Below are 23,682 nucleotides of genomic sequence, written 5' to 3' on the forward strand. Positions count from 1 at the left end.
CGGATGCCCATGAATACCGAGTATCGCAAACCCCTGCCTGGCACGGCGTCACCGGGTACCCCGGTCGACTACTTCGATGCGCGTGCCGCCGTGGAAGACATCGCCCCCGGCGCCTACGCCGGTCTGCCCTATACCTCACGCGTACTGGCCGAGAACCTGGTGCGTCGCTGCCCGCCGGATCAACTGCGTGACAGCCTCGTGCAATTGATCGAACGTCGGCGTGATCTCGATTTCCCCTGGTACCCCGCGCGCGTCGTGTGCCATGACATCCTCGGTCAGACCGCGCTGGTCGACCTGGCCGGCCTGCGCGATGCCATCGCCGAGCGCGGCGGAGACCCGGCCAAGGTCAATCCGGTGGTGCCGACCCAGTTGATCGTCGACCACTCGCTGGCGGTGGAGCACGCCGGCTTCGACAAGGGCGCCTTCGCCAAGAACCGCGCCATCGAGGAGCGGCGCAACGAGGACCGCTTCCACTTCATCGACTGGACGCGTCAGGCCTTCGAGAACATCGACGTGATTCCGCCGGGCAACGGCATCATGCACCAGATCAATCTGGAGCGGATGTCGCCGGTGATCGAGTCGCGCGCCGATGAGAAGGGCCATCAAGTCGCCTTCCCGGATACCCTGGTGGGCACCGACAGCCACACGCCGCATGTCGATGCGCTGGGCGTGATCGCCGTCGGCGTCGGCGGGCTCGAGGCCGAGAGCGTGATGCTGGGGCGTGCCTCCTACATGCGTCTGCCGGACATCATCGGCGTGCGCCTCACCGGGCGTCCGCAGCCGGGCATCACCGCCACCGACATCGTGCTGGCGCTGACCGAATTCCTGCGCGCCGAGAAGGTTGTCTCCTCCTATCTGGAATTCTTCGGCGAAGGCGCGGCCAGCCTCACCCTGGGCGATCGCGCCACCATCTCCAACATGACGCCGGAGTACGGCGCCACGGCGGCGATGTTCTACATCGACCAGCAGACGCTGGACTATCTGACGCTGACCGGCCGCGAGCCGGAGAACATCGCGCTGGTCGAGCGCTACGCGCGTGAGACCGGGCTGTGGGCCGACGAGAGCGGTCATATCGAAGGCGCGGTGGAATATGAGCGCGAGCTGACCTTCGACCTGTCCTCGGTGGTGCGCACCCTGGCGGGCCCCTCCAACCCGCACAGTCGCGTGCCGACCAGTGAACTGGCCGCACGCGGGATCTCCGGGGTGATCGAGCATGAGCAGGACGAGGACGGGCGCGACCTGATGCCGGATGGCGCGGTGATCATCGCCGCCATCACCAGCTGCACCAACACCTCGAATCCGCGCAATGTCATTGCCGCCGGCCTGCTGGCCAGACGCGCCAATGCGCTGGGGCTGACGCGCAAGCCGTGGGTCAAGACCTCGCTGGCGCCGGGCTCCAAGGCCGTGCAGCTGTATCTGGAAGAGGCGGAACTGCTGCCGGAACTCGAACAGCTCGGCTTCGGCATCGTCGGCTTCGCCTGTACCACCTGCAATGGCATGAGCGGTGCGCTGGACCCGGCGATCCAGCAGGAAATCGTCGAGCGTGATCTCTATTCCACCGCGGTGCTGTCCGGCAACCGCAACTTCGATGGTCGTATCCACCCCTACGCCAAGCAGGCCTTCCTGGCCTCGCCGCCGCTGGTGGTCGCCTACGCCATCGCCGGCACCATCCGCTTCGATATCGAGAAGGATGTTCTCGGGCATGCGCCGGACGGCTCGCCGATCATGCTCAAGGACCTGTGGCCGAGCGACGAGGAGATCGACGCCATCGTCGGCTCCAGCGTCAAGCCGGACCACTTCCGTCAGGTCTACATCCCGATGTTCGAGGCCCGTCAGGATCGCGACGACACGACCAGTCCGCTCTACGACTGGCGCGAGATGAGCACCTACATCCGTCGTCCGCCGTACTGGGAAGGCGGCCTGGCCAGCGCACCGACGCTCAAGGGCATGCGGGCACTGGCGGTGCTGGGGGACAACATCACCACCGATCACCTGTCGCCCTCCAATGCCATCATGGCCAGCAGTGCGGCGGGTGAGTATCTGGCCGCGATGGGCCTGCCGGAGGAGGACTTCAATTCCTACGCCACTCACCGCGGTGATCACCTCACCGCGCAGCGGGCCACCTTCGCCAATCCCAAGCTGATCAACGAGATGGCCGTGGTGGAAGGGGCGGACGGCAAGCGCGAGATAAAGCAGGGCTCGCTCACGCGCCTGGAGCCGGAAGGCAAGGTGGTACGCATGTGGGAGGCCATCGAGGCCTACATGCAGCGCAAGCAGCCGTTGATCATCATCGCGGGCGCGGATTACGGCCAGGGCTCGTCGCGTGACTGGGCGGCCAAGGGCGTGCGGCTGGCGGGCGTCGAGGCCATCGTCGCGGAAGGTTTCGAGCGTATCCACCGCACCAATCTGGTCGGCATGGGCGTGATGCCGCTGCAGTTCGCCGCCGGTACCACGCGCAAGACGCTGGCGCTGGATGGCAGCGAGATCTACGCCGTCGAAGGCGAGCCGGCGCCGGGGGCAGAACTCACGCTGGTGATCGAGCGCACCGCCGGCGACAAGGCAGGCCAGCTCGAGCGCGTGCCGGTCACCTGCCGTCTCGATACCCGTGAGGAAGTCTCCATCTACTCGGCGGGCGGCGTGCTGCAGCGCTTCGCCGAAGACTTTCTGAGCTCCCAGGCACCGGGCGAGCCGGCGGCGGAGGTATCGGCATGAGCCAGCAGGCACAGCTCAGGATTCCCGCCACCTATCTGCGTGGCGGCACCAGCAAGGGCGTGTTCTTCCTGCGCGATGAGCTGCCGGAAGCGGCGCAGGTGCCGGGCCCGGCGCGTGATGCCCTGCTGTTGCGCGTGATCGGCAGCCCCGACCCCTACGCCAAGCAGATCGACGGCATGGGGGGCGCGACCTCCAGCACCAGCAAGACGGTGATCATCAGTCGCAGCGAACAGCCGGACCACGACGTCGACTATCTGTTCGGCCAGGTCTCCATCGACTCGCCCTTCGTCGACTGGAGCGGCAACTGCGGCAATCTCTCGGCGGCGGTCGGGCCCTTCGCCATCGAGAAGGGCCTGGTGCCGGTCGAGCGCCTGCCGCGTGATGGCATCGCCGAGGTGCGTATCTGGCAGGCCAACATCGCCAAGACCATCATCGCTCGGGTGCCGATGTGTGAGGGGCGCGTCCAGGAAAGCGGCGACTTCGCCCTGGATGGCGTGACTTTCCCGGCTGCCGAAGTGGCGGTCGCCTTCCGCGACCCCGCCGCCGGCGAGGGCAGCATGTTCCCCACCGGCAATGTGGTCGATACGCTGGAAGTGCCGGAATCGGTGGTCGCGGGCGGGCGGATCCAGGCGACCCTGATCAATGCCGGCATCCCGACCATCTTCGTCGCTGCCCGCGATCTCGGCTATCAGGGCACCGAGCTGCAGGAGGCGATCAACGCGGATGGCGAGGCCCTCGCGCGCCTCGAGACATTGCGCGCCCACGGCGCACTGCGCATGGGGCTGATCCAGGAGCTGGGCGAGGCCGCCAGACGTCAGCACACCCCCAAGGTCGCCTTCGTGGCACCGCCGGTGGATCACGTCGTCTCCAGTGGTCGCGAGATCAAGGCCGACGAGATCGACGTGCTGATTCGCGCCGTGTCGATGGGCAAGCTGCACCACGCCATGATGGGCACCGCGGCCGTCGCCATCGCCGCTGCGGCCGCGGTGCCCGGCACGCTGGTCAATCTTGCCGCCGGTGGCGGGGCCGATGCTGAGTCTGGGGTCGGACAGACTGGCACCGCGCGTGACTCGGTGTGCTTCGGACATCCCTCCGGCACGCTCAGGGTCGGCGCGAGTGCCCATCGTCAGTCACCTTCGGGTCAGGACGGTGACGACCAGCAAGGCGAGGGCGAATGGACCGTCAGTGAGGCCGTGATGAGTCGCAGCGCGCGTATCCTGATGGAAGGCTGGGTGCGGGTGCCGGCGGAGACCTTGATGCGCTAGCGCCGGTATTGGCAGGCGATGGTCTACTGTCAATATATCTCTCTTGATATTCCTCCTGCGGCATCCCGATGAAAGCCGGCCTGGCATGCATGTGCAGAGGGCCGGCTTTCGCGTTTCCGTGGTGAGGACACAGGTATTTCGGGGGATGTGCCGGCATCGCGGGAGATGCATGCGAGCAAAGACGATCCACGACAGGAGGTCACACATGAGCACGCCATCCTCTGATCAGACGGGCGACAGCCGTCTCAGCGCCACTCAAGCCAGTACAAGTCAGGCCAGTACCAACCAGGCCAGCACCAATCAAGCCAGTACCAATCAGGCCAGCGCCAACCAGCGCCCGGACTATGACCCGGAGCTGCAGCAGATCGCCGACTATGTGCTGGGGTATTGCGATGGTCTGCATACCGCGGATGCGGATGCGGATACGGATGCGGATACGGATGTGGATGGCCTGGCCGGTAAGAGCGAGCGCTCAGGTCCCTCGGCAGAGGCGATGGACACCGCTCGCCTGTGTCTGATGGATACCCTCGGCTGCGGCATCCTGGCGCTGCGCTTCCCGGAATGCACCAAGCATCTCGGGCCGCTGGTGGCCGAGACCGTGGTGCCGCATGGTGCGCGGGTGCCCGGCACCGCCTTCAGTCTCGATCCCGTCAAGGCGGCGTGGGATATCGGCTGCACCATCCGCTGGCTGGATTACAACGACACCTGGCTGGCGGCGGAGTGGGGGCATCCCTCGGACAATCTCGGCGGCATTCTGGCGGTGGCGGACCACCTCTCGCGCCAGCGTGTCGCGCTGGGCAAGCCGCCCCTGGTGATGCGCGATGTGCTGGAGAGCATGGTGATGGCTCACGAGATCCAGGGCGTGCTGGCGCTGGACAACAGCTTCAATCGCGTCGGGCTCGACCATGTCATGCTGGTCAAGGTGGCGACCACCGCCGTGACGGCGCGCTTGATGGGGGCGAATCGCGAGCAGTTGCTGTCGGCGCTGTCGCACGCCTTCGTCGATGGCCAGAGTCTGCGCACCTATCGCCATGCGCCCAATGCGGGCTCGCGCAAGAGCTGGGCGGCGGGGGACGCCACCTCGCGGGGCGTGCGGCTGGCGGACATCGCCCTGCGTGGCGAGATGGGCGTCCCCGGCGCTCTCAGTGCGCCGCAGTGGGGCTTCAATGATGTCTCCTTCAGTCACGGCAATAGCGATCTCGCGCTCAAGCCTGAAGACGAACGGCACCTGACGCTGGCGCGCCCTCTGGGCAGCTATGTGATGGAGAACGTGCTCTTCAAGGTCTCCTTCCCGGCTGAATTCCATGCCCAGACCGCCGCCGAGGCGGCCGTCCAGCTCCATCCCGAGGTGCGCGACCGGCTCGAGGAGATCGAGCGCATCGAGATCACCACCCACGAATCGGCGATCCGCATCATCTCCAAGCAGGGCGCGCTCGCCAATGCGGCGGACCGCGATCACTGCCTGCAATACATGGTCGCGGTGCCGCTGATCTTCGGCGAGTTGAACGCGGACCACTATGAAGATGGCTTCCATGCCGCTTACCCGGAGATCGACCGGCTGCGTGACAGAATGGTCGTCAAGGAAGAGGCGCGCTTCACCCGCGAGTATCTGGAAGCCGACAAGCGCTCGATCGCCAATGCCCTGCGGGTAGTCTTTTACGATGGCAGTGCCACCGAGCAGGTGACGGTGGAATACCCGCTGGGACATCGTCGGCGGCGTGAAGAGTCGCTCGTTCCGCTCGAGGACAAGTGCCGGGCCAATCTGGCCACCTGCTTCCCACCCACGCGGTGCGACACCTTGATGGCGTTGCTGGGCGATCGCGAGCGACTCGAAGCACTGCCGGTGCACGAGTTCATGGCGCATTGGGTGCCGTGAGGTTGCCAGTCGCATGATGCCCCGTTGGCAATCAGTCATCCAATTGACTGGTGCCGTCATCCGGTATGGGTAAACTGGAAGCGGATTGCACAGGAAGATCGACAGGGGCGCTTGCAAAGACTCGCCGGAGAGCGGGACAACGCCTGCCGGGCCTTCATTGCAAAGGCATCATCACAAGGGACTCATCATGAAAACATTTCTGCTGCTGGGCGCCATCGCGCTGATCGTCATCTACGTGATCTCGATCTACAACAAGCTGGTCAGCCTCAAGGCGCGCTTCGAGAATGCCTTCGCGCAGATAGAGGTGCAGCTCAAGCGGCGCTACGACCTGATTCCCAATCTGGTCGAGACGGCCAAGGGCTATCTGAGTCATGAGCGTGGCACCTTGGAAGAAGTGATCAATGCCCGCAACAAGGCGATGGCCGCCTTGAATGCCGCAGCGGCGCATCCCGGCAGCATGGACAAGCTGGCCAGTCTGGCCGGTGCCGAGCAGGGGCTGGCAGCGAGTCTGGGCAAGCTGGATGTGGTGGTCGAGGCCTATCCGGAGCTCAAAGCGGACCAGACCATGAGCGACCTGATGGAAGAGCTGACCGCCACCGAGAACCGCGTCGCCTTCGCGCGTCAGGCCTACAACGATGCCGTCACCGACTACAACGTCTATCGCCAGAGCTTCCCGCAGGTGGTGTTCGCGCCGACCTTCGGTCATCGCAGTGATGCAGGCCTGCTGGCCTTCGATGACAGCGTGAAGATTCGCCAGGCCCCGGATGTCAGCTTCTCTTGAGTCGACCGGTTGATGCTTCTCTCGCAGCGGCCTTGCGCTGTGATCCTGACTGGGTAGATGGCGAGCGCGAATGAATTTCTATCATGAGCAGGACAGTGCGCGGCGTCGTACGCGGCTATTGCTGCTGGCCTTCACGGCCATGTCGCTGGTGGTGTCTCTTGCCGCCGGCGCCGTGGTGCATGTCGCGATCAGCAGTTTCCTGGGGCGTCCGGCCTCCACGACGTTTGAATATGTCTGGCCAGTGGCGAGCATCATCTTTCTGTGCAATGCACTGGTCGCGGCGCGTGAGCTGCGGCGTCTGCAGCAGGGCGGTGCGGTCGTGGCCGCACGCCTGGGCGGCAAGCTGGTGGATGTCGAGACCCAGGACTCGAGCGAGCGGCGGGCACTGAATGTCGTGGAAGAGATGGCGATCGCCGCCAATCTGCCCACGCCGCAGCTGTTCCTGCTGCCGCATGAGGCGATGATCAATGCCTTCGCGGCGGGCTATCGGCCCCATGATGCGGTGATCGCGCTGAGTCGCGGGGCGTTGGAGCAGCTGGATCGCAACGAGCTGCAGGGCGTGGTCGCTCACGAGTTCGCCCATATCGCCAATGGCGATATTCGCCTCAACCTGCGTCTGGCGAGTGCGGTCCACGGCCTGGTGTTTCTCTCCGAGGCGGGGCGCTTCCTGATGGGGGCGGGGCGCATCGGCTTCGTGTTGGGCAGGGCGCGCTCCTCCGGTTCCGACAGGAAAGGCGGCATGCCACAGCTGATGCTGGTAGGTGTGGCGCTGTGGTTGCTCGGCAGTCTCGGCGGGCTGGGCGGCAGGCTGTTGCAACGCGGGGTCGCGCGCTCACGCGAATATCTCGCCGATGCCAGTGCAGTGCGCCTGACGCGTTTCCCGGATGGCATCGCCTCGGCCCTCAAGCGTATCGGTGGCATGGGCTGGCAGGGGCGCATCCAGCATCCGCGCGCCATGACCTACAACCACCTCTTCTTCGTCGAAGCGCGTCCGCCATGGCTGACGGGCTGGTTCGACTCGCATCCGCCGCTGGATGAACGCATCAAGCGCCTGGAACCCCGTTGGGACAGACAATATCTGAGCGCGCGCCAGCAACCGGTGCATACCTTCGAGCAGCAGGGGCCCATCGGGGCCGAAGTGCTTGGCGGGGTCATGGCGGGTATCGCCGGCGCGGCCGTCATGGGCGAGCTGTCGCGTTCCCGGGGTGAACTCGAGAACCTGACGCTGTCGCGCTTTCTCTGCCCGCAGCTGGTGGTGGCGATGATCGCGCCTTCGGAGCTCACCCGGCGTGGGGTCTGGCTCACCGAGCTTGAGCGTCAGCATGACTGGCTGGATGGCAAGCGCGTGCGCGAGGCGCGGCGCAAGCTCGAGTCCTTGCCGCGGGTCGAGTGGATCCCCTTGCTCAATCGGTTGATACCGCGCTGGCGGGAAGCGGATGAGCGCGCGCATCGCATGCTCAAGGCGCAGACACCTCCGCAGGACATGTTCATCTGGTGTCTGTGGCAGTTGCTGCTGGAGTCACTGGACCCGCGAATCGATCGCAAGAGTGACTCGCTGGCCCTGCAGCAATGCCAGCCGGCCTGTCAGCATTGGCTCGTGCTGATGGTCGGACTTATCGACGATGAAGCGCTGCGCGAGGACATCTTCCTGGATGCCAGTGCAGAACTTGGTCTGGCGCTTGCGTATCCGCAGTCGCAACCGGATGGGGATAACCCTGCGCTGCGCTGCCGTCATCTTACGCAGCTGGCTCACCTGCGCCCGATGGACAAGCAGCGCTGGTTCGCGGCGCTTGCCCAGGTGGTGCATGCCGATCAGAAGCTTGCAGAGGAAGAGGTAGCCCTGCTGACTCTGCTGGCGCGCGTCATGCAGCTGCCGGAGGCGCGTCTGGAAGCGGCGCTTGAGACACAGTCGCATTCGCGTGGTGGCTGGCAGGCGCGCCCAGTGTCACGACCCGCGGACGGCAAGGCGGTCTGAGTATCGACCAGGCGAGTGGCTGTTTTCTGCGTCAAAGCCCTTGCCATCAAGCCGATTCCTGCGTAAAGTACGCATCCGCTGCCGGGGACGCATGGCGTTACCAGCGGTGAAAGAGGTTTGCAGGTGATTGTTTTGCTTGGTGTTTTTGAAGTCCGCTTCTAAACCATCGGTTGACAATCCCGGGCGATTCGCTAGAATACGCCGCACTCCTTACGGAACAGGTGATCGAGCAACGCTCCTCACCGCTTGATGATGCTTAGAGGCAGTCGACTGACTCATCATCAAGTGCTTGACTTCTCAAGCGTTCCGGGTAGAATATGCCTCCTCGCTTAACAGCGACGCTCTTTAAAAATTTGATCAGGTAATTCGTGTGAGCGCTTGCCGATGAGTGGTGACAAGGTCACCAAATATCGGAGCAAGCCTCTCACGAGAAGTTTGACTCTGAACCAAGTTTGGTCTGCTTAACAGACTATCAAGCTTTCAACTGAAGAGTTTGATCATGGCTCAGATTGAACGCTGGCGGCAGGCTTAACACATGCAAGTCGAGCGGAAACGATCCTAGCTTGCTAGGAGGCGTCGAGCGGCGGACGGGTGAGTAATGCATGGGAATCTGCCCGATAGTGGGGGACAACCTGGGGAAACTCAGGCTAATACCGCATACGTCCTACGGGAGAAAGCAGGGGATCTTCGGACCTTGCGCTATCGGATGAGCCCATGTCGGATTAGCTTGTTGGTGAGGTAATGGCTCACCAAGGCGACGATCCGTAGCTGGTCTGAGAGGATGATCAGCCACACTGGGACTGAGACACGGCCCAGACTCCTACGGGAGGCAGCAGTGGGGAATATTGGACAATGGGCGAAAGCCTGATCCAGCCATGCCGCGTGTGTGAAGAAGGCCTTCGGGTTGTAAAGCACTTTCAGCGAGGAAGAACGCCTTGGGATTAATACTCCCGAGGAAAGACATCACTCGCAGAAGAAGCACCGGCTAACTCCGTGCCAGCAGCCGCGGTAATACGGAGGGTGCAAGCGTTAATCGGAATTACTGGGCGTAAAGCGCGCGTAGGTGGCTAAGTCAGCCAGGTGTGAAAGCCCCGGGCTCAACCTGGGAACGGCATCTGGAACTGCTTGGCTAGAGTGCAGGAGAGGAAGGTAGAATTCCCGGTGTAGCGGTGAAATGCGTAGAGATCGGGAGGAATACCAGTGGCGAAGGCGGCCTTCTGGACTGACACTGACACTGAGGTGCGAAAGCGTGGGTAGCAAACAGGATTAGATACCCTGGTAGTCCACGCCGTAAACGATGTCAACTAGCCGTTGGGTCCCTTGAGGACTTAGTGGCGCAGCTAACGCAATAAGTTGACCGCCTGGGGAGTACGGCCGCAAGGTTAAAACTCAAATGAATTGACGGGGGCCCGCACAAGCGGTGGAGCATGTGGTTTAATTCGATGCAACGCGAAGAACCTTACCTACCCTTGACATCCAGAGGACTTTCCAGAGATGGATTGGTGCCTTCGGGAACTCTGAGACAGGTGCTGCATGGCTGTCGTCAGCTCGTGTTGTGAAATGTTGGGTTAAGTCCCGTAACGAGCGCAACCCCTATCCTTATTTGCCAGCGAGTAATGTCGGGAACTCTAAGGAGACTGCCGGTGACAAACCGGAGGAAGGTGGGGACGACGTCAAGTCATCATGGCCCTTACGGGTAGGGCTACACACGTGCTACAATGGCAAGTACAAAGGGTTGCAATACTGCGAAGTGGAGCCAATCCCATAAAGCTTGCCTCAGTCCGGATTGGAGTCTGCAACTCGACTCCATGAAGTCGGAATCGCTAGTAATCGTGGATCAGAATGCCACGGTGAATACGTTCCCGGGCCTTGTACACACCGCCCGTCACACCATGGGAGTGGACTGCACCAGAAGTGGTTAGCCTAACCTTCGGGAGGGCGATCACCACGGTGTGGTTCATGACTGGGGTGAAGTCGTAACAAGGTAGCCCTAGGGGAACCTGGGGCTGGATCACCTCCTTATCGACACTGTCTACTGCTCGCGGCAAGTGCTCACAACGAATTACCTGATCAAGTTAGTTTATCGAGTAGTAGTGTCGGGTCTGTAGCTCAGTTGGTTAGAGCGCACCCCTGATAAGGGTGAGGTCGGCAGTTCAAATCTGCCCAGACCCACCAAAAGCTTCGTGCTTTTGTCGACACGGTTTTGCCGACTTTGGGGCCATAGCTCAGCTGGGAGAGCGCCTGCCTTGCACGCAGGAGGTCAGCGGTTCGATCCCGCTTGGCTCCACCATGAAAGTCCGGTTCAGCTTCTACTACCTGATAACGCTGCACAGTCCACAGTGACAAGCATATCGCCTTCCTCGTGAAGGTTGTGTGACTTCTCACTGTTCTCTGAACAGCCGCTCTTTAACAATGTGAATCATGCTGACGATAGATATGTGCGCCAAGTGCATGTCTATCAAACGATATGTCGGAGAGGTCCGACAGATTCGTAATCCTTGACAGACCCCTTGGGGTTATATGGTCAAGCGATTAAGCGCATACGGTGGATGCCTTGGCAGCCAGAGGCGATGAAGGACGTGATAGCCTGCGATAAGCGTTGGCGAGGTGGCAAATACCCTGCGACCCAACGATTTCCGAATGGGGAAACCCACTCACCATCAGGTGAGTATCTATAGGCCAATACATAACCTATAGAGGCAAACCCGGGGAACTGAAACATCTAAGTACCCGGAGGAAAAGAAATCAACCGAGATTCCCCAAGTAGCGGCGAGCGAACGGGGACCAGCCCTTAAGCGTGACAACTGACAGACGAACAAGCTGGGAAGCTTGACGATACAGGGTGATAGTCCCGTAGTCGAAGTCTGAGTCACGTGAAATCGAGTAGGTCGGGGCACGAGAAACCTTGACTGAACATGGGGGGACCATCCTCCAAGGCTAAATACTCCTGGCTGACCGATAGTGAACCAGTACCGTGAGGGAAAGGCGAAAAGAACCCCGGCGAGGGGAGTGAAATAGATCCTGAAACCGTATGCGTACAAGCAGTGGGAGCACCTTCGTGGTGTGACCGCGTACCTTTTGTATAATGGGTCAGCGACTTATATTCTGTGGCGAGCTTAACCGTATAGGGGAGGCGTAGGGAAACCGAGTCTTAACTGGGCGACCAGTCGCAGGGTATAGACCCGAAACCGGGCGATCTATCCATGGCCAGGGTGAAGATTGAGTAACATCAATTGGAGGCCCGAACCCAAGTATGTTGAAAAATGCTGGGATGAGCTGTGGATCGGAGTGAAAGGCTAATCAAGCCCGGAGATAGCTGGTTCTCCTCGAAAGCTATTTAGGTAGCGCCTCACGTATCACCGCTGGGGGTAGAGCACTGTTTCGGCTAGGGGGTCATCCCGACTTACCAACCCGAGGCAAACTCCGAATACCAGTGAGTGCAGCGTGGGAGACACACAGCGGGTGCTAACGTCCGTTGTGAAAAGGGAAACAACCCAGACCGTCAGCTAAGGTCCCAAAATCCTGATTAAGTGGGAAACGATGTGGGAAGGCTCAGACAGCTAGGAGGTTGGCTTAGAAGCAGCCATCCTTTAAAGAAAGCGTAATAGCTCACTAGTCGAGTCGGCCTGCGCGGAAGATATAACGGGGCTAAATCAGGTACCGAAGCTACGGGTTCATCCTCTGGATGAGCGGTAGAGGAGCGTCGTGTAAGCCAATGAAGGTGGATTGAGAAGTCTGCTGGAGGTATCACGAGTGCGAATGCTGACATGAGTAACGATAAGGGGAGTGAAAAACTCCCCCGCCGGAAGACCAAGGTTTTCTGTTCTACGTTAATCGGAGCAGAGTGAGTCGGCCCCTAAGGCGAGGCGGAAACGCGTAGTCGATGGGAAACGGGTTAATATTCCCGTACCGGATGTGGTTGCGATGGGGGGACGAAGAAGGCTAGGTGAGCCAGGCGTTGGTTGTCCTGGTGAAAGCATGTAGGCCGAGGAATCAGGCAAATCCGGTTCCTCTGAGGTCGAGATGCGAGACGAACTGACCACGGTCAGGAAGTCATCGATGCCACGCTTCCAGGAAAAGCCTCTAAGCTTCAGATCACATGCGACCGTACCCCAAACCGACACAGGTGGTCAGGTAGAGAATACCAAGGCGCTTGAGAGAACTCGGGTGAAGGAACTAGGCAAAATGGCACCGTAACTTCGGGAGAAGGTGCACCGGTTCGAGTGAAGGACTTGCTCCGTAAGCTCTTACCGGTCGAAGATACCAGGTGGCTGCAACTGTTTATTAAAAACACAGCACTCTGCAAACGCGCAAGCGGACGTATAGGGTGTGACGCCTGCCCGGTGCCGGAAGGTTAATTGATGGGGTTAGCTCACGCGAAGCTCTTGATCGAAGCCCCGGTAAACGGCGGCCGTAACTATAACGGTCCTAAGGTAGCGAAATTCCTTGTCGGGTAAGTTCCGACCTGCACGAATGGCGTAATGATGGCCACGCTGTCTCCACCCGAGACTCAGTGAAATTGAAATCGCAGTGAAGATGCTGTGTACCCGCGGCTAGACGGAAAGACCCCGTGAACCTTTACTATAGCTTTACACTGGATGCTGATGTTGTCTGTGTAGGATAGCTGGGAGGCTTTGAAACCACGTCGCCAGATGCGGTGGAGCCAACCTTGAAATACCAGCCTGACATCATTGGCGTTCTAACTCAGGTCCGTTATCCGGATCGAGGACAGTGTATGGTGGGTAGTTTGACTGGGGCGGTCTCCTCCTAAAGAGTAACGGAGGAGCACGAAGGTACCCTCAGCACGGTTGGAAATCGTGCATTGAGTGCAAGAGCATAAGGGTGCTTGACTGCGAGACAGACACGTCGAGCAGGTACGAAAGTAGGTTCTAGTGATCCGGTGGTTCTGTATGGAAGGGCCATCGCTCAACGGATAAAAGGTACTCCGGGGATAACAGGCTGATACCGCCCAAGAGTTCACATCGACGGCGGTGTTTGGCACCTCGATGTCGGCTCATCACATCCTGGGGCTGAAGTCGGTCCCAAGGGTATGGCTGTTCGCCATTTAAAGTGGTACGCGAGCTGGGTTTAGAACGTCGTGAGACAGTTCGGTCCCTATCTGCCGTGGGCGTCGGAAGTTTGAGAAGAGCTGCTCCTAGTACGAGAGGACCGGAGTGGACGAACCTCTGGTGTTCGGGTTGTCATGCCAATGGCATTGCCCGGTAGCTACGTTCGGACGGGATAACCGCTGAAAGCATCTAAGCGGGAAGCCCCCTTCAAGATGAGACTTCCCTGAGGCCTTGCGCCTCCTGAAGGGCCCTTGAAGACTACAAGGTTGATAGGCTGGGTGTGGAAGCACAGCAATGTGTTGAGCTAACCAGTACTAATTGCCCGTGAGGCTTGACCATATAACACCCAAGGGGTTTGCGCAGGCAAACGCCGGGATTGCGACAGGATCGAGACATATCGGTCAGCATGATTCATATTGCGAGTCGCGAGGCCAAAAGCCTCGGGACTCAGGCATCGCAAGATGCCACCGTTTCGCCTGACGACCATAGCGAGCGTGAACCACCCGATCCCATGCCGAACTCGGAAGTGAAACCGCTTAGCGCCGATGGTAGTGTGGAGTTTCTCCATGTGAGAGTAGGTCATCGTCAGGCACTTATACTGAACCGCCCCTGTAGCCTTGCTGCAGGGGCGGTTCTCTTTGTGGTGAGAAAAGTTGCGCAAAGCAAGAGACGTACGCGCTTCGTGAGGCGTCTGCTGCGCCCATGACGACGGCCTGAGCGTTGTCACAGCCCCATCACGTACATGCACGCTTGTAGAAGGCAGAGGCGAGAGGCTAGACTCCCCAGCCTTCTGTATTGGAGATGATGATGCAACCTCAAGAACTGTTGCTGTATTGCCGCCCTGGCTTCGAGGCTGACCTGGCCGCAGAAGTCAGCGAGAAAGCGGCGTATATCGGCACGCCGGGTTATCCGATTGCGGCACGCGACAGTGGCTTCGTGCGTTATGTGGTGACGGGTGATGAGCCCGCCAATGCCCTGCATCGTGACATGCCGCTACAGGCGTTGGTCTTCGCTCGTCAGACCCTGGTGGCGCTGGAGCCGCTGGTCGGCATGTCGCGGGAGAATCGTGTCTCGCCGATTCTGCAGCAGGTGGTCGACGCCGGCTGGAGCTTCGAGGAGATCCGCCACGAGATGCCGGATACCAATGATGGCAAGGCACTGTCGGGGCTGGGCAAGGCCGTCGGTCGCCCGCTGGAGTCCGCGCTGAAGAAGCGGGGTGCCCTGCGCCGCAAGGCCGGTGGTCGGGCGTTGCATGTCTTCTGGACGGATGGCGATGAAGTCCAGCTGGGCATGAGCTTCCCGGGCAACCGCAGCGAATATGCCAATGGCATTCGTCATCTGCGTTCGCCGAGTCGTGCGCCCAGCCGCTCCACGCTCAAGCTGGAAGAGGCGTGGCACGAATTCGTGCCGCGCGATCAGTGGGAGCGTCGCATCGCCACTGGCATGCAGGCAGCGGATCTTGGTGCCGCCCCGGGTGGCTGGACCTTCCAGCTGGTCGAGAAGGGCATGTTCGTGTTCGCGATCGACAATGGTCCGATGAACAAGGACCTGATGGCGACAGGACAGGTCGAGCATCTCAAGGAAGATGGCTTCACCTGGGAGCCGCCGCTGCGCCTGGATTGGCTGGTCTGCGATATCGTCGACAAGCCGATTCGCGTGACCGAGATGGTCGAGCGCTGGCTGAAGAAGCGCTGGTGCAACGAGGCCGTCTTCAATCTCAAGCTGCCGATGAAGCAGCGCTGGAAGGAAGTCTCTCGCTGCCTCGACTATCTGGCCGCCAGTCTCGAGCGTTCCAACGTCGGTGCCGAGATTCGCTGTCGTCATCTGTATCACGACCGTGAAGAGGTCACTGTGCACGTGCGCATCACGCACTGACTGGCTGTTGCTCAATCAGCATGCACGAGTGGCACATGCCCCATACAAGAACCCCACGGCCTGCCCAGGTCGTGGGGTTCTTGTATGGGGCGCCTGATGCCTTCGCTCGCCGGAGAGGCGCGCTCAGGTATGCTCCAGCAGGATTATCCGCTCCGGTTGGGATAGCATGGGCGCCAGGCGCGCCATCATGCGATCTCTGGCCGGACTGACCGACCATTCCTGCCATGCTCGCGCATCGCGCCATGAGGTGATCAGGATGCGGTGACCCGCGCGGCCGGTTTCCATCAGATTCTCGCCCGAGATGAAGCCCGGGACATGCGTAGCCTCGCGTACGACTTCACGCGAGGCCTGTTCGTAATCCTGTTCCAGTCCCGGCATGATATGCCGTTCGATCAGAACCTTGATCATGCCTGTCTCCCCTTTTTTGTACGTGCCGCCAGCCAGGGCGGCAGGATTGTCAGGAGTCTTCGATGACCGATATCACATTGCCCGAGGCCGATGCCGAACTGGAAACCAGTGGCCTGTATTGCCCGGAACCCATCATGATGCTGCACAACAAGGTGCGTGAGCTTGCCTCGGGTGATCTGTTGCGGGTGGTGGCGACCGACCCTGCCACCACCCGTGATGTGCCCAAGTTCTGCGCCTTTCTCGGCCACACCCTGGAGCTGAGCCACGAGACGCCGGAACAGTTCCTGTATTACATCCGCATCAGTTGAGCGCCATCCGCAGCCGCTGAGTCGCTGGCCATGACTAGTCCTCAGGCTTCGCGGTCATGGACCTCGACGCAGACCTGGTCGCTCTCGCCGGTCATCATCAGCGCGAGAGCCTCCAGCGTCGCCGGGTCCTGCTCGCGAATCTGATTGGCGATGGCGCGCTGGAAGAAATAGACCACATCATGTCGGCTGCGCCCCGGGTACAGGCAGTCGTCGCCGGCCAGCACGGGTGTCTGGGTGACGCGAGCCTCATCGACCAGCAAGGCCTCGATGTTGCCATCGCTGTAGAGACGCCAGCCGAAGACCTGCTTGAGCTGCCACTGAGTCTCGCCGTTGGTCATGCACAGCGCATGGGTACCCAGCGTGTCCGGCAGTTGCTGCAGCAGCGTCGTCTTGTCCGAGACTTCATAGTCGTAATAGGCCGCGGCATGTTCGAGCTCGAACACCTTGTGGTCAGGCGCCAGCATGAAGACTTCGTCGGTTTCCGGGTCGCGATAGCCGACGAAATGCCCCTGCTGCGGGTCTTCCAGCTCGTGGCAGGGCATCAGCCCCTCCATCCACGGCACCATGCCGACGACTTCACCATCCTCGCGCAGCCCCCAGGCCAGTACCGGAATGCTGTAATAGCTGTCCGGGTCGCTGTCGAGCTGATAGAGCATTTCCAACCCGTCGTGTTCCGGCGCCAGCCGGAGAATACGACGTCGTGCACGCATCCTGTCACGCATGACACTCAGGTCGATGACCTTGGCGGAGCGGGGGGAAGATACTGGTACGCCCATGACGAACCCTCCTCAGCAGCTTGTCGATCGTCCTCGGCGTGTGCTGGTGCGTTCTCTCGCTTCTGCCATGTGTGTCGTCAGCGAGAGAGCACTGCCTTGAATAACCATTAGCACAGCCAGAGCCCTGACGGTAACCCCTCCTTGGACGAAATGACCGTCTATCAGCTTTTTCGTGTTTAAACGCAAAAGCCCCGCGTCACCTTGTCGGGTGTCGCGGGGCTTGCTCATCATGGCGATTCAGGCAGCTGTCAGCCCAGCATCCGGGCCGAGCTTCCTGTTGGAATGCAGGCTGAGATGCAGGCGCTATCCGGCAGGCATCACTGGCTCGCCAATGCCTCGTCGCGCACGCCACGGCGCGCGATGATCCACAGGCGCCAGCCGAGCAGCAGCGCCGCCACGGTCAGGCCGGCCACCATGCCGATCCAGTAGCCATAGACGCCCATCTGCTCGATGGGCCAGGGCGAGATCGGGAAGGCCTCACTGCCGACGCCCAGCAGGTGTCCGCCTCCCAGCCCGACTACCCAGTAGGCGAACATGGTGATCAACATGATGATGCGCGTGTCCTTGAAGCCGCGCAGTGCGCCTGCCATCGCGACCTGCAGGGAGTCCGAGACCTGATAGAGCATCGCCAGGGTGATCAGCGACATGGCCAGGGCCTGGACCTTGAGGTTGCTGGTGTAGAGCGCCACGGCCGGCTCGGCCAGTACCCAGATCACGATGTCATTCACCAGCGCCACCACCAACGAGAAGGCCACGCCATTCCAGGCCACGAAGCGTGCTTCGCGCATGTCGCCACGGCCGATGGTGTGACCGACGCGCACGGTCAGGGCCATCGCCATCGACAGCGGCAGCATGAACAGCAGCGAGGTGAAGTTGAGCGCGACCTGGTGGGCCGCGACCTTGATCTCGCCGAAGCTGGCCACGAACAGGGCGATGACCGTGAACAGCGTGACCTCGAAGAAGATCGCGATCCCGATCGGCAGGCCGACCTTGAGCAGTTCGCCCATCTGCTTGAAATGGGGAGCGCTGGGTTGGCACCACAGCGCCACGGCGCGATATGCGCTGCTGTAACGCGTGTAGGCGAACATGCTCAGGCACATGATCCACATCGCAAGGCCGGTGGCGATACCGCAGCCGGCGGCGCCCATGGCCGGAATGTCGCCCAACAGTCCCGGCAGGGTGATCCCCAGCAGGTCATCCACGCCCGCAGACCCGTAGATCAGCACGTAATTGAGCGGGATGTTCGATATCAGGCCGATCAGGCTGATGATCAGTGCCGGGCGGGTATGGTTCATGCCGTCCGAGTAGGCGCGCAGGACCTGATAGAAGGCGGCACCCGGCATGCCCCAGGCGATGGCCATCAGATAGAGGGTCGCCTGCTCGGCCACAGCCTCAGGCACCTCCATCAGGGTGAAGATCGGCGCGGCCAGATACCACAGCGCAAGCCCGGACAGGCTGCCGAGCACCAGCGAGATCCACAGCGATTGATGCACGTTGCCACGCACCTCACCACTGCGATTGCCCCCCATCAATTGCGCGACCACCGGCGTCAGACCCATCAGGGTGCCCGCCATCAGCAGCAGCAGGGGCACCCACAGGCTTGAGCCCACCGACACGGCTGCCAGGTCCGTGGCCGAGGAGCGTCCCGTCATCAACACGTCCACGGCACTCATGCCTGCCTGAGCCAGCTGCGCGCCACAGATCGGCAGCGCCAGAGTCAGCAGGCGTGAGGTTTCCGCTCTGACGCGGGGAATCAGTGGCGGAGGCGGAGAACCGGGGGCCGTCTGAGGCTTGGAGGGGGTGGATGAATCGGCGGGGGGCACGGCAGGCTCCTGCTAGTAATCGAGAATCATTCTTGCTTGGCGCGCCATCCTAGCAGATAAGCAGGTTTCATGAACGCAAGCTGATGAATTATCACGGCTGTGAGCGACACTGTCAGCTGAAATGACGCGCTATACGCTAGCCACGTACAATGAGCCATCCGACAGAGCAGGTTTTCCTGCCGCCATCGAATGCCCACACACTGCCAGCGCTTGCCGAGAATTGCCGTGTCGTCCCATGAGTCCCTACCTGCCGTCCATTGCTCTGATTCCGCCAGCGGGAGTCCCCGTCGTGCGCATGACCTCGCCACCTTGATGGCATTGTTCGACGGTCTGTTCGGCGACACCTTCAACACCTTGCTGCGCTGTGATCCCGAGGAGCCGCTCTATCTTCCGGCCGGCATGCAGGGGGAAGGCAGGCATGTGCCGGAATCAGAGCTTGGCTATCACCGCATCTATCTGGCACGTGGCTTCTTTTCCAGCGCGCTGCATGAGATCAGCCATTGGTGCATCGCAGGCGCCAGACGGCGGCTCGAGGAAGATTACGGCTACTGGTATGCACCGGATGGCCGCGACGCCGAGCAGCAGCGTGCCTTCGAGAGTGTCGAGGTCGCGCCGCAAGCGCTGGAGCTGCTGTTTCACCGGGCGGTGGGCAAGCCGTTTCATGTCAGCGTCGACAATCTTGAGCTGGAGGTGGATCGAGACGCCTTCGCGCAACGTGTGATGCAGCGCGCCGCCGATGTCGAGCAGCGCGGCCTGCCCGCCCGGGCCGCTGCCTTCCGCCACGCACTCGCCGGTGTCTGGCAGCAGGGGATGCCGCTTGAGCAGGCCATCGCCCATGCCAGGCCCCTGTTGCCTGCGGTGGGGGAGGACGGCCGACTGGCGTGATGCCTTGTCTGAGCATGCCAGGCGGCAGTGGCGTCGCCCGCTGGGCTTGCCTCCCGGTACTCGCCTCCCTGAGCGGGATTGCATTATCTGCAAATCAGCGTTGCACTCACGTTGCAGGTGTCAGGGCTTTGTGATTAGAATGATTCGCATTGACACAATGGTTCCGCTTTTACTGTCCTGCAGGTCTGCTCATGGCAGTCCTCGTCAGGACAGGACACCTTGAACAGGGGTATTCGATGACTGCTGTATCCATGATTTCTGCATCCTCCGCTCGCAAGCTGTTGTTGAGTGCGCTGGTCGGCGTGACGGCTGTCACGGCCATGCCGGCGCAAGCCCAGGAAGAGGTGAACGTCTACTCCTATCGTCAGGCCTATCTGATCGAGCCGTTCCTCAAGGAGTTCACCGAGGAGACCGGCGTCAAGGTCAACGTGGTATTCGCCAAGCAAGGTCTGGCCGAGCGTCTCAAGCGTGAGGGTCGCAACACGCCGGCTGACGTCCTGCTGACGGTGGATATCGGTCGCCTGCAGGAGCTGGTCGACGAAGAGCTGGTCAAGAGCGTCAATGACGACGTCATCGAAGCCAACCTGCCCGAGCAGTATCACGGTCCTGACAACCAGTGGTTCGGTATCACCACCCGTGCACGCGTGCTCTACACCAGCGTCGAGCGTCTCGAGGCCGGTCAGGTCGCAAGCTATGACGACCTGGCGGACCCGAGCCTCAAGGGCCGTGTCTGTTCGCGTGCCGGGGATCACCCCTACAACGTGGCATTGATCGCCTCGCGTATCGCCCACAACGGCGAGGAAGCGACCCGCGAATGGCTGGAAGGCTTCAAGGACAACCTGGCGCGCAAGCCGCAGGGCGGGGACCGCGATCAGATCAAGGCGATTCGTGACAACGTCTGTGACGTGGCCATCGGCAACAGCTACTACTACGGCAAGATGCTCGACAACGACGAGCAGCGTCCGTGGGCCGAGAAGGCACGCATCGAGTTCCCGGACCAGAACGGTGTCGGCACGCACATGAACATCTCCGGCATGGCGATGACCAAGTACGCGCCGCACGAAGAGAATGCGCTCAAGCTGATGCGCTTCTTGACCGAGAAGACCGCCCAGCACATGTATGCCGAGGTCAATTTCGAGTACCCGGCCAACCCGGCTGCCGAAAGCTCGGAGCTGCTGACGTCCTGGGGCGAGTTCAAGCAGGATGACCTCTCGCTGACCGAGGTCGCCAAATACCGCAAGCGTGCTGCTCAGATGGTCAATGAAGTCGGCTTCAACCAGTAACGGCACTCACCGCTGGCGCAAGCCATCGGGTGGGATGTCATGAACGAAGAGGGGCTGTCGCGATGCGACAGCCCCTCTTCGTTTGAGTGAACAATGTAAAATAGACGCAATTGCAGTTGGCAGGTCAGTGAGGAAGAACAGATGACGCAAGGCAAGCGGCTGTTGGTAAAGCGAGGTGCGAGCCTTGAAGAGGAAGCCTGCACGGCAACCAGCGCGACGGAGCTCGCCCTGGAGCGCGCGACTCACGGCACGTCAGGCGCCGAAGACGCGGCGATAAGACGCCGTCAGCGGCGCCTGGGCACGCACATGGGGTGGTTCGCGACGGCCTGGGGGGTCGCCGCGCTGGTGGTGATGCCGGTGCTGGCCGTCATCTGGCTGGCGTTGTTCGGCGATGATGGCAGTGATCAGGCCGGTGACGGCATCTGGCCGCACCTCGTCTCCACCGTGCTGCCTGACTACGTCATGACGAGTCTGGCGCTGGTGGCCGGCGTGGCGGTGCTCAGCGGCAGCATGGGCGTGGTGTCGGCGTGGCTGACCACCATGTATCAGTTCCCGCTGCGGCGTACCTTCGAGTGGTCGTTGCTGCTGCCGTTCGCGATTCCCGCCAACGTCATCGCCTACATCTACACCGATGTCTTCGAATATGCCGGGCCCTTCCAGGGCGCGCTGCGTGCGCTGTTCGGCTGGGACTCGCCGCAGGATTACTACTTCCCCGAGATACGCAGTCTGGGCGGCGCCATCCTGATGCTGTCGCTGGTGCTGTTTCCGTATGTCTTCATGCTGGCGCGCTCGGCATTTCTCGATCAATCGCCGTCACTGCGCGATGCCAGCCGCACCCTGGGTTGCAATGGCTGGCAGAGCTTCTGGCGCGTGGCGCTGCCCAGTGCACGCCCGGCGATCGCCGTCGGCCTGGCGCTGGCGATGATGGAGGCGCTCAATGATTTCGGCACCGTCGATTACTTCGCGGTGCGTTCGCTGACTGCCGGCATCTTCAATGTGTGGCTCAACATGGGCAGCCTGCGCGGTGCGGCCCAGATCGCGCTGTGCCTGATGATCTTCGTGGTCACGCTGATCTGGCTGGAACGGCATGCCCGGCGCCGGCAGCGTCAGTTCGGCAAGGGCGATCGCTATCGTCGCTATCGTCGTCCGACCTTGCATGGCTGGCGCGCCGGGCTGGCGACACTGGCTTGCCTGCTGCCGCTGCTGTTCGGCTTCCTGTTGCCGGTGGGGCTGCTGACGCGGCATGCCATTCGCTACTTCGAGGAGTCGTGGACGCCGGACTTCGCCGGTTACGCGCTCAATAGCCTGATGCTGTCGGTGAGTGCTGCCGTGCTGACGCTGATCATCGGGGTGCTGCTGGCCTACGCCAAGCGGCTGGATCGCACCGCCAGCGTACAGCAGGCGCTCAAGCTCTCGAGTCTCGGCTATGCCATGCCGGGGGCCGTGCTGGGGCTGGGCGTGCTGGTGCCGCTGTCCGGTTTCGACAACGCGCTGGACAGCTTCCTGCGCGCCAACTTCGGGTTCTCCAGCGGTCTGCTGCTGACGGGCACCATGGGCGCGATCATCATCGCCTATGTGGTGCGCTTCCTCGCTATCGCCGCGGGTTCCATCGAATCGAGCCTCGACAAGGTCACGCCTTCGATGGACATGGCGGCGCGCTCGCTGGGCGAGAACACCTTCTCGACACTGCGCCGGGTGCACCTGCCCTTGATCCGTCCCGGCTTGCTGACCGCGGCGCTGGTCGTCTTCGTGGATGCCATGAAGGAGCTGCCGGCCACCTTGCTGCTGCGGCCCTTCAACTTCGACACGCTCGCCACCCACGTCTATCAGTACGCCTCGGATGAAATGCTTGAGCAGGCGGCGTTGCCGGCGCTGGTGATCGTGGTGGTCGGCATCCTGCCGGTGATCGTGATCTCGCGCACCATCGTGGCCTCGCGCAGCGAGTCATGATGAAGACAGCGTCGGCATCAGCTTATTGCCATATGAGAGTTGTTCCTCGTGTGGAGATCGCCTAGGGTGCAGCGCTCGACACTGACAGAACAACGCCGGAGATGATTCGCACGATGCTCAAGCCTTACGTAGCCAAGATGCGTGGTGGCCCCCTGAAGCGGGGCAGGCCGCATGTTGCCGATGCCTTGTGGTCATGGCTCGGGGCCTTTCTGGGCATGGCGCTGATCGGCTGGCTGTCCTCGCACTATCTGGCGGTCAGCTCGCTGTTGCTGGTGGGGTCCTTCGGCGCGACCTCGGTGCTGCTCTACGGCGCGCCGCACAGTCCGCTGGCCCAGCCGCGCAATGTGCTGGGCGGCAACATGCTGTCGGCACTGGTCGGTGTCGCCTGCTATCACTGGCTGGGCGATGGCTGGCTGGCGGCGGCCATGGCGGTCTCGGTGGCACTGCTGGTCATGCAGTTGACGCACACCCTGCACCCGCCGGGCGGCGCCACGGCCTTGATCGCGGTGATCGGCGGTCAGCCGCTGCACGAGCTGGGCTACTGGTACGCCCTGTTGCCGGTGGGGCTTGGCTGCTTGGCGATGCTGGTGCTGGCGGTGTTGATCAACAATCTGGCGCGTCATCGCCGCTATCCGCTGCACTGGCATTGAACCCATCGGATGCGCGCTTCTGCAGGCGACGGCGGAAGATGGTAGA

General features: G+C 61.7%; 14 protein-coding genes, 2 tRNA genes and 3 rRNA genes. 16 read left to right on the plus strand and 3 right to left on the minus strand.

All coding sequences use genetic code 11. The annotated features are described in order from the left end of the window. Nucleotides 1–9: 9 nt before the first annotated feature. From acnD to rlmM, 11 genes are all read left to right on the plus strand, one after another. Nucleotides 10–2,712, plus strand: coding sequence for a Fe/S-dependent 2-methylisocitrate dehydratase AcnD (gene acnD / locus U0O11_RS02810; protein WP_225348097.1), 2,703 nt, complete (start codon nt 10–12; stop codon nt 2,710–2,712). After that, complete coding sequence (prpF, locus tag U0O11_RS02815) at nt 2,709–3,977, plus strand: 2-methylaconitate cis-trans isomerase PrpF (RefSeq protein WP_225347555.1); 1,269 nt, start codon at nt 2,709–2,711, stop codon at nt 3,975–3,977. Before acnD ends, prpF begins: the two co-directional genes overlap by 4 nt. Before the next feature lie 205 nt (nt 3,978–4,182). Continuing rightward, nucleotides 4,183–5,853, plus strand: a complete 1,671-nt coding sequence (locus U0O11_RS02820) for a bifunctional 2-methylcitrate dehydratase/aconitate hydratase (protein ID WP_225347556.1) — start codon at nt 4,183–4,185, stop codon at nt 5,851–5,853. Nucleotides 5,854–6,040: 187 nt separating this feature from the next. Then, entirely contained in the window at nt 6,041–6,634 is a 594-nt protein-coding gene (locus tag U0O11_RS02825; protein ID WP_054555402.1) for a LemA family protein, read from the plus strand. Between the two features lie 70 nt (nt 6,635–6,704). Next, nucleotides 6,705–8,609, plus strand: coding sequence for a M48 family metallopeptidase (locus tag U0O11_RS02830; protein WP_225347557.1), 1,905 nt, complete (start codon nt 6,705–6,707; stop codon nt 8,607–8,609). Between the two features lie 481 nt (nt 8,610–9,090). Continuing rightward, nucleotides 9,091–10,631: ribosomal RNA gene (locus U0O11_RS02835) — 16S ribosomal RNA — on the plus strand. 76 nt (nt 10,632–10,707) lie between these two features. Continuing rightward, nucleotides 10,708–10,784: transfer RNA gene (locus tag U0O11_RS02840), tRNA-Ile, on the plus strand. A 39-nt stretch (nt 10,785–10,823) separates the two neighbouring features. Further along, nucleotides 10,824–10,899 (plus strand) — tRNA-Ala (locus U0O11_RS02845). A gap of 232 nt (nt 10,900–11,131) precedes the next feature. Further along, nucleotides 11,132–14,017: ribosomal RNA gene (locus U0O11_RS02850) — 23S ribosomal RNA — on the plus strand. Nucleotides 14,018–14,153: 136 nt separating this feature from the next. Further along, nucleotides 14,154–14,269 (plus strand): 5S ribosomal RNA (gene rrf, locus U0O11_RS02855). Together the 16S, 23S and 5S rRNA genes with 2 tRNA genes alongside form the textbook arrangement of a ribosomal RNA operon. A gap of 210 nt (nt 14,270–14,479) precedes the next feature. After that, the gene (gene rlmM, locus U0O11_RS02860) at nt 14,480–15,553 is read left to right on the plus strand and encodes a 23S rRNA (cytidine(2498)-2'-O)-methyltransferase RlmM (RefSeq protein ID WP_131431318.1); all 1,074 of its coding nucleotides are present in this window, start codon (nt 14,480–14,482) and stop codon (nt 15,551–15,553) included. Nucleotides 15,554–15,676: 123 nt separating this feature from the next. Here the strand turns inward: rlmM and U0O11_RS02865 are convergent, their stop codons facing one another. Continuing rightward, a complete protein-coding gene (locus tag U0O11_RS02865; RefSeq protein WP_043335322.1) occupies nt 15,677–15,961 on the minus strand; it encodes an antibiotic biosynthesis monooxygenase family protein in 285 nt (94 codons plus the stop codon). A gap of 62 nt (nt 15,962–16,023) precedes the next feature. Here U0O11_RS02865 and tusA point away from each other — a divergent pair, with 62 nt between their 5' ends. After that, the gene (gene tusA, locus U0O11_RS02870) at nt 16,024–16,269 is read left to right on the plus strand and encodes a sulfurtransferase TusA (RefSeq protein WP_054555155.1); all 246 of its coding nucleotides are present in this window, start codon (nt 16,024–16,026) and stop codon (nt 16,267–16,269) included. Nucleotides 16,270–16,310: 41 nt separating this feature from the next. On the opposite strand, the gene U0O11_RS02875 is transcribed toward tusA, so the two are convergent. Together U0O11_RS02875 and U0O11_RS02880 are read right to left on the minus strand one after the other, a co-directional pair. Beyond that, nucleotides 16,311–17,045: a hypothetical protein gene (locus U0O11_RS02875; protein WP_052384769.1), complete on the minus strand. Its 735-nt coding sequence runs from the start codon at nt 17,043–17,045 to the stop codon at nt 16,311–16,313. Between the two features lie 317 nt (nt 17,046–17,362). Then, the gene (locus tag U0O11_RS02880) at nt 17,363–18,802 is read right to left on the minus strand and encodes an MATE family efflux transporter (protein WP_225348098.1); all 1,440 of its coding nucleotides are present in this window, start codon (nt 18,800–18,802) and stop codon (nt 17,363–17,365) included. A 378-nt stretch (nt 18,803–19,180) separates the two neighbouring features. Between U0O11_RS02880 and U0O11_RS02885 the strand changes: the two genes are divergently transcribed. The 4 genes from U0O11_RS02885 to U0O11_RS02900 all read left to right on the plus strand — a co-directional run bounded on the left by U0O11_RS02885 (nt 19,181) and on the right by U0O11_RS02900 (nt 23,636). Next, nucleotides 19,181–19,753, plus strand: a complete 573-nt coding sequence (locus tag U0O11_RS02885; RefSeq protein ID WP_107335481.1) for an elongation factor P hydroxylase — start codon at nt 19,181–19,183, stop codon at nt 19,751–19,753. Nucleotides 19,754–19,989: 236 nt separating this feature from the next. Further along, nucleotides 19,990–21,036: a Fe(3+) ABC transporter substrate-binding protein gene (locus tag U0O11_RS02890; RefSeq protein WP_225347558.1), complete on the plus strand. Its 1,047-nt coding sequence runs from the start codon at nt 19,990–19,992 to the stop codon at nt 21,034–21,036. Nucleotides 21,037–21,177: 141 nt separating this feature from the next. Continuing rightward, complete coding sequence (locus tag U0O11_RS02895) at nt 21,178–22,986, plus strand: ABC transporter permease (protein WP_225347559.1); 1,809 nt, start codon at nt 21,178–21,180, stop codon at nt 22,984–22,986. A 113-nt stretch (nt 22,987–23,099) separates the two neighbouring features. Then, on the plus strand, nt 23,100–23,636 hold the full coding sequence (locus U0O11_RS02900) for an HPP family protein (protein WP_043335366.1): 537 nt from the start codon (nt 23,100–23,102) through the stop codon (nt 23,634–23,636). The last annotated feature ends 46 nt before the right edge of the window (nt 23,637–23,682 follow it).

It is taken from the genome of Cobetia sp. D5 (assembly GCF_035666195.1).
Lineage (GTDB): Bacteria > Pseudomonadota > Gammaproteobacteria > Pseudomonadales > Halomonadaceae > Cobetia > Cobetia amphilecti.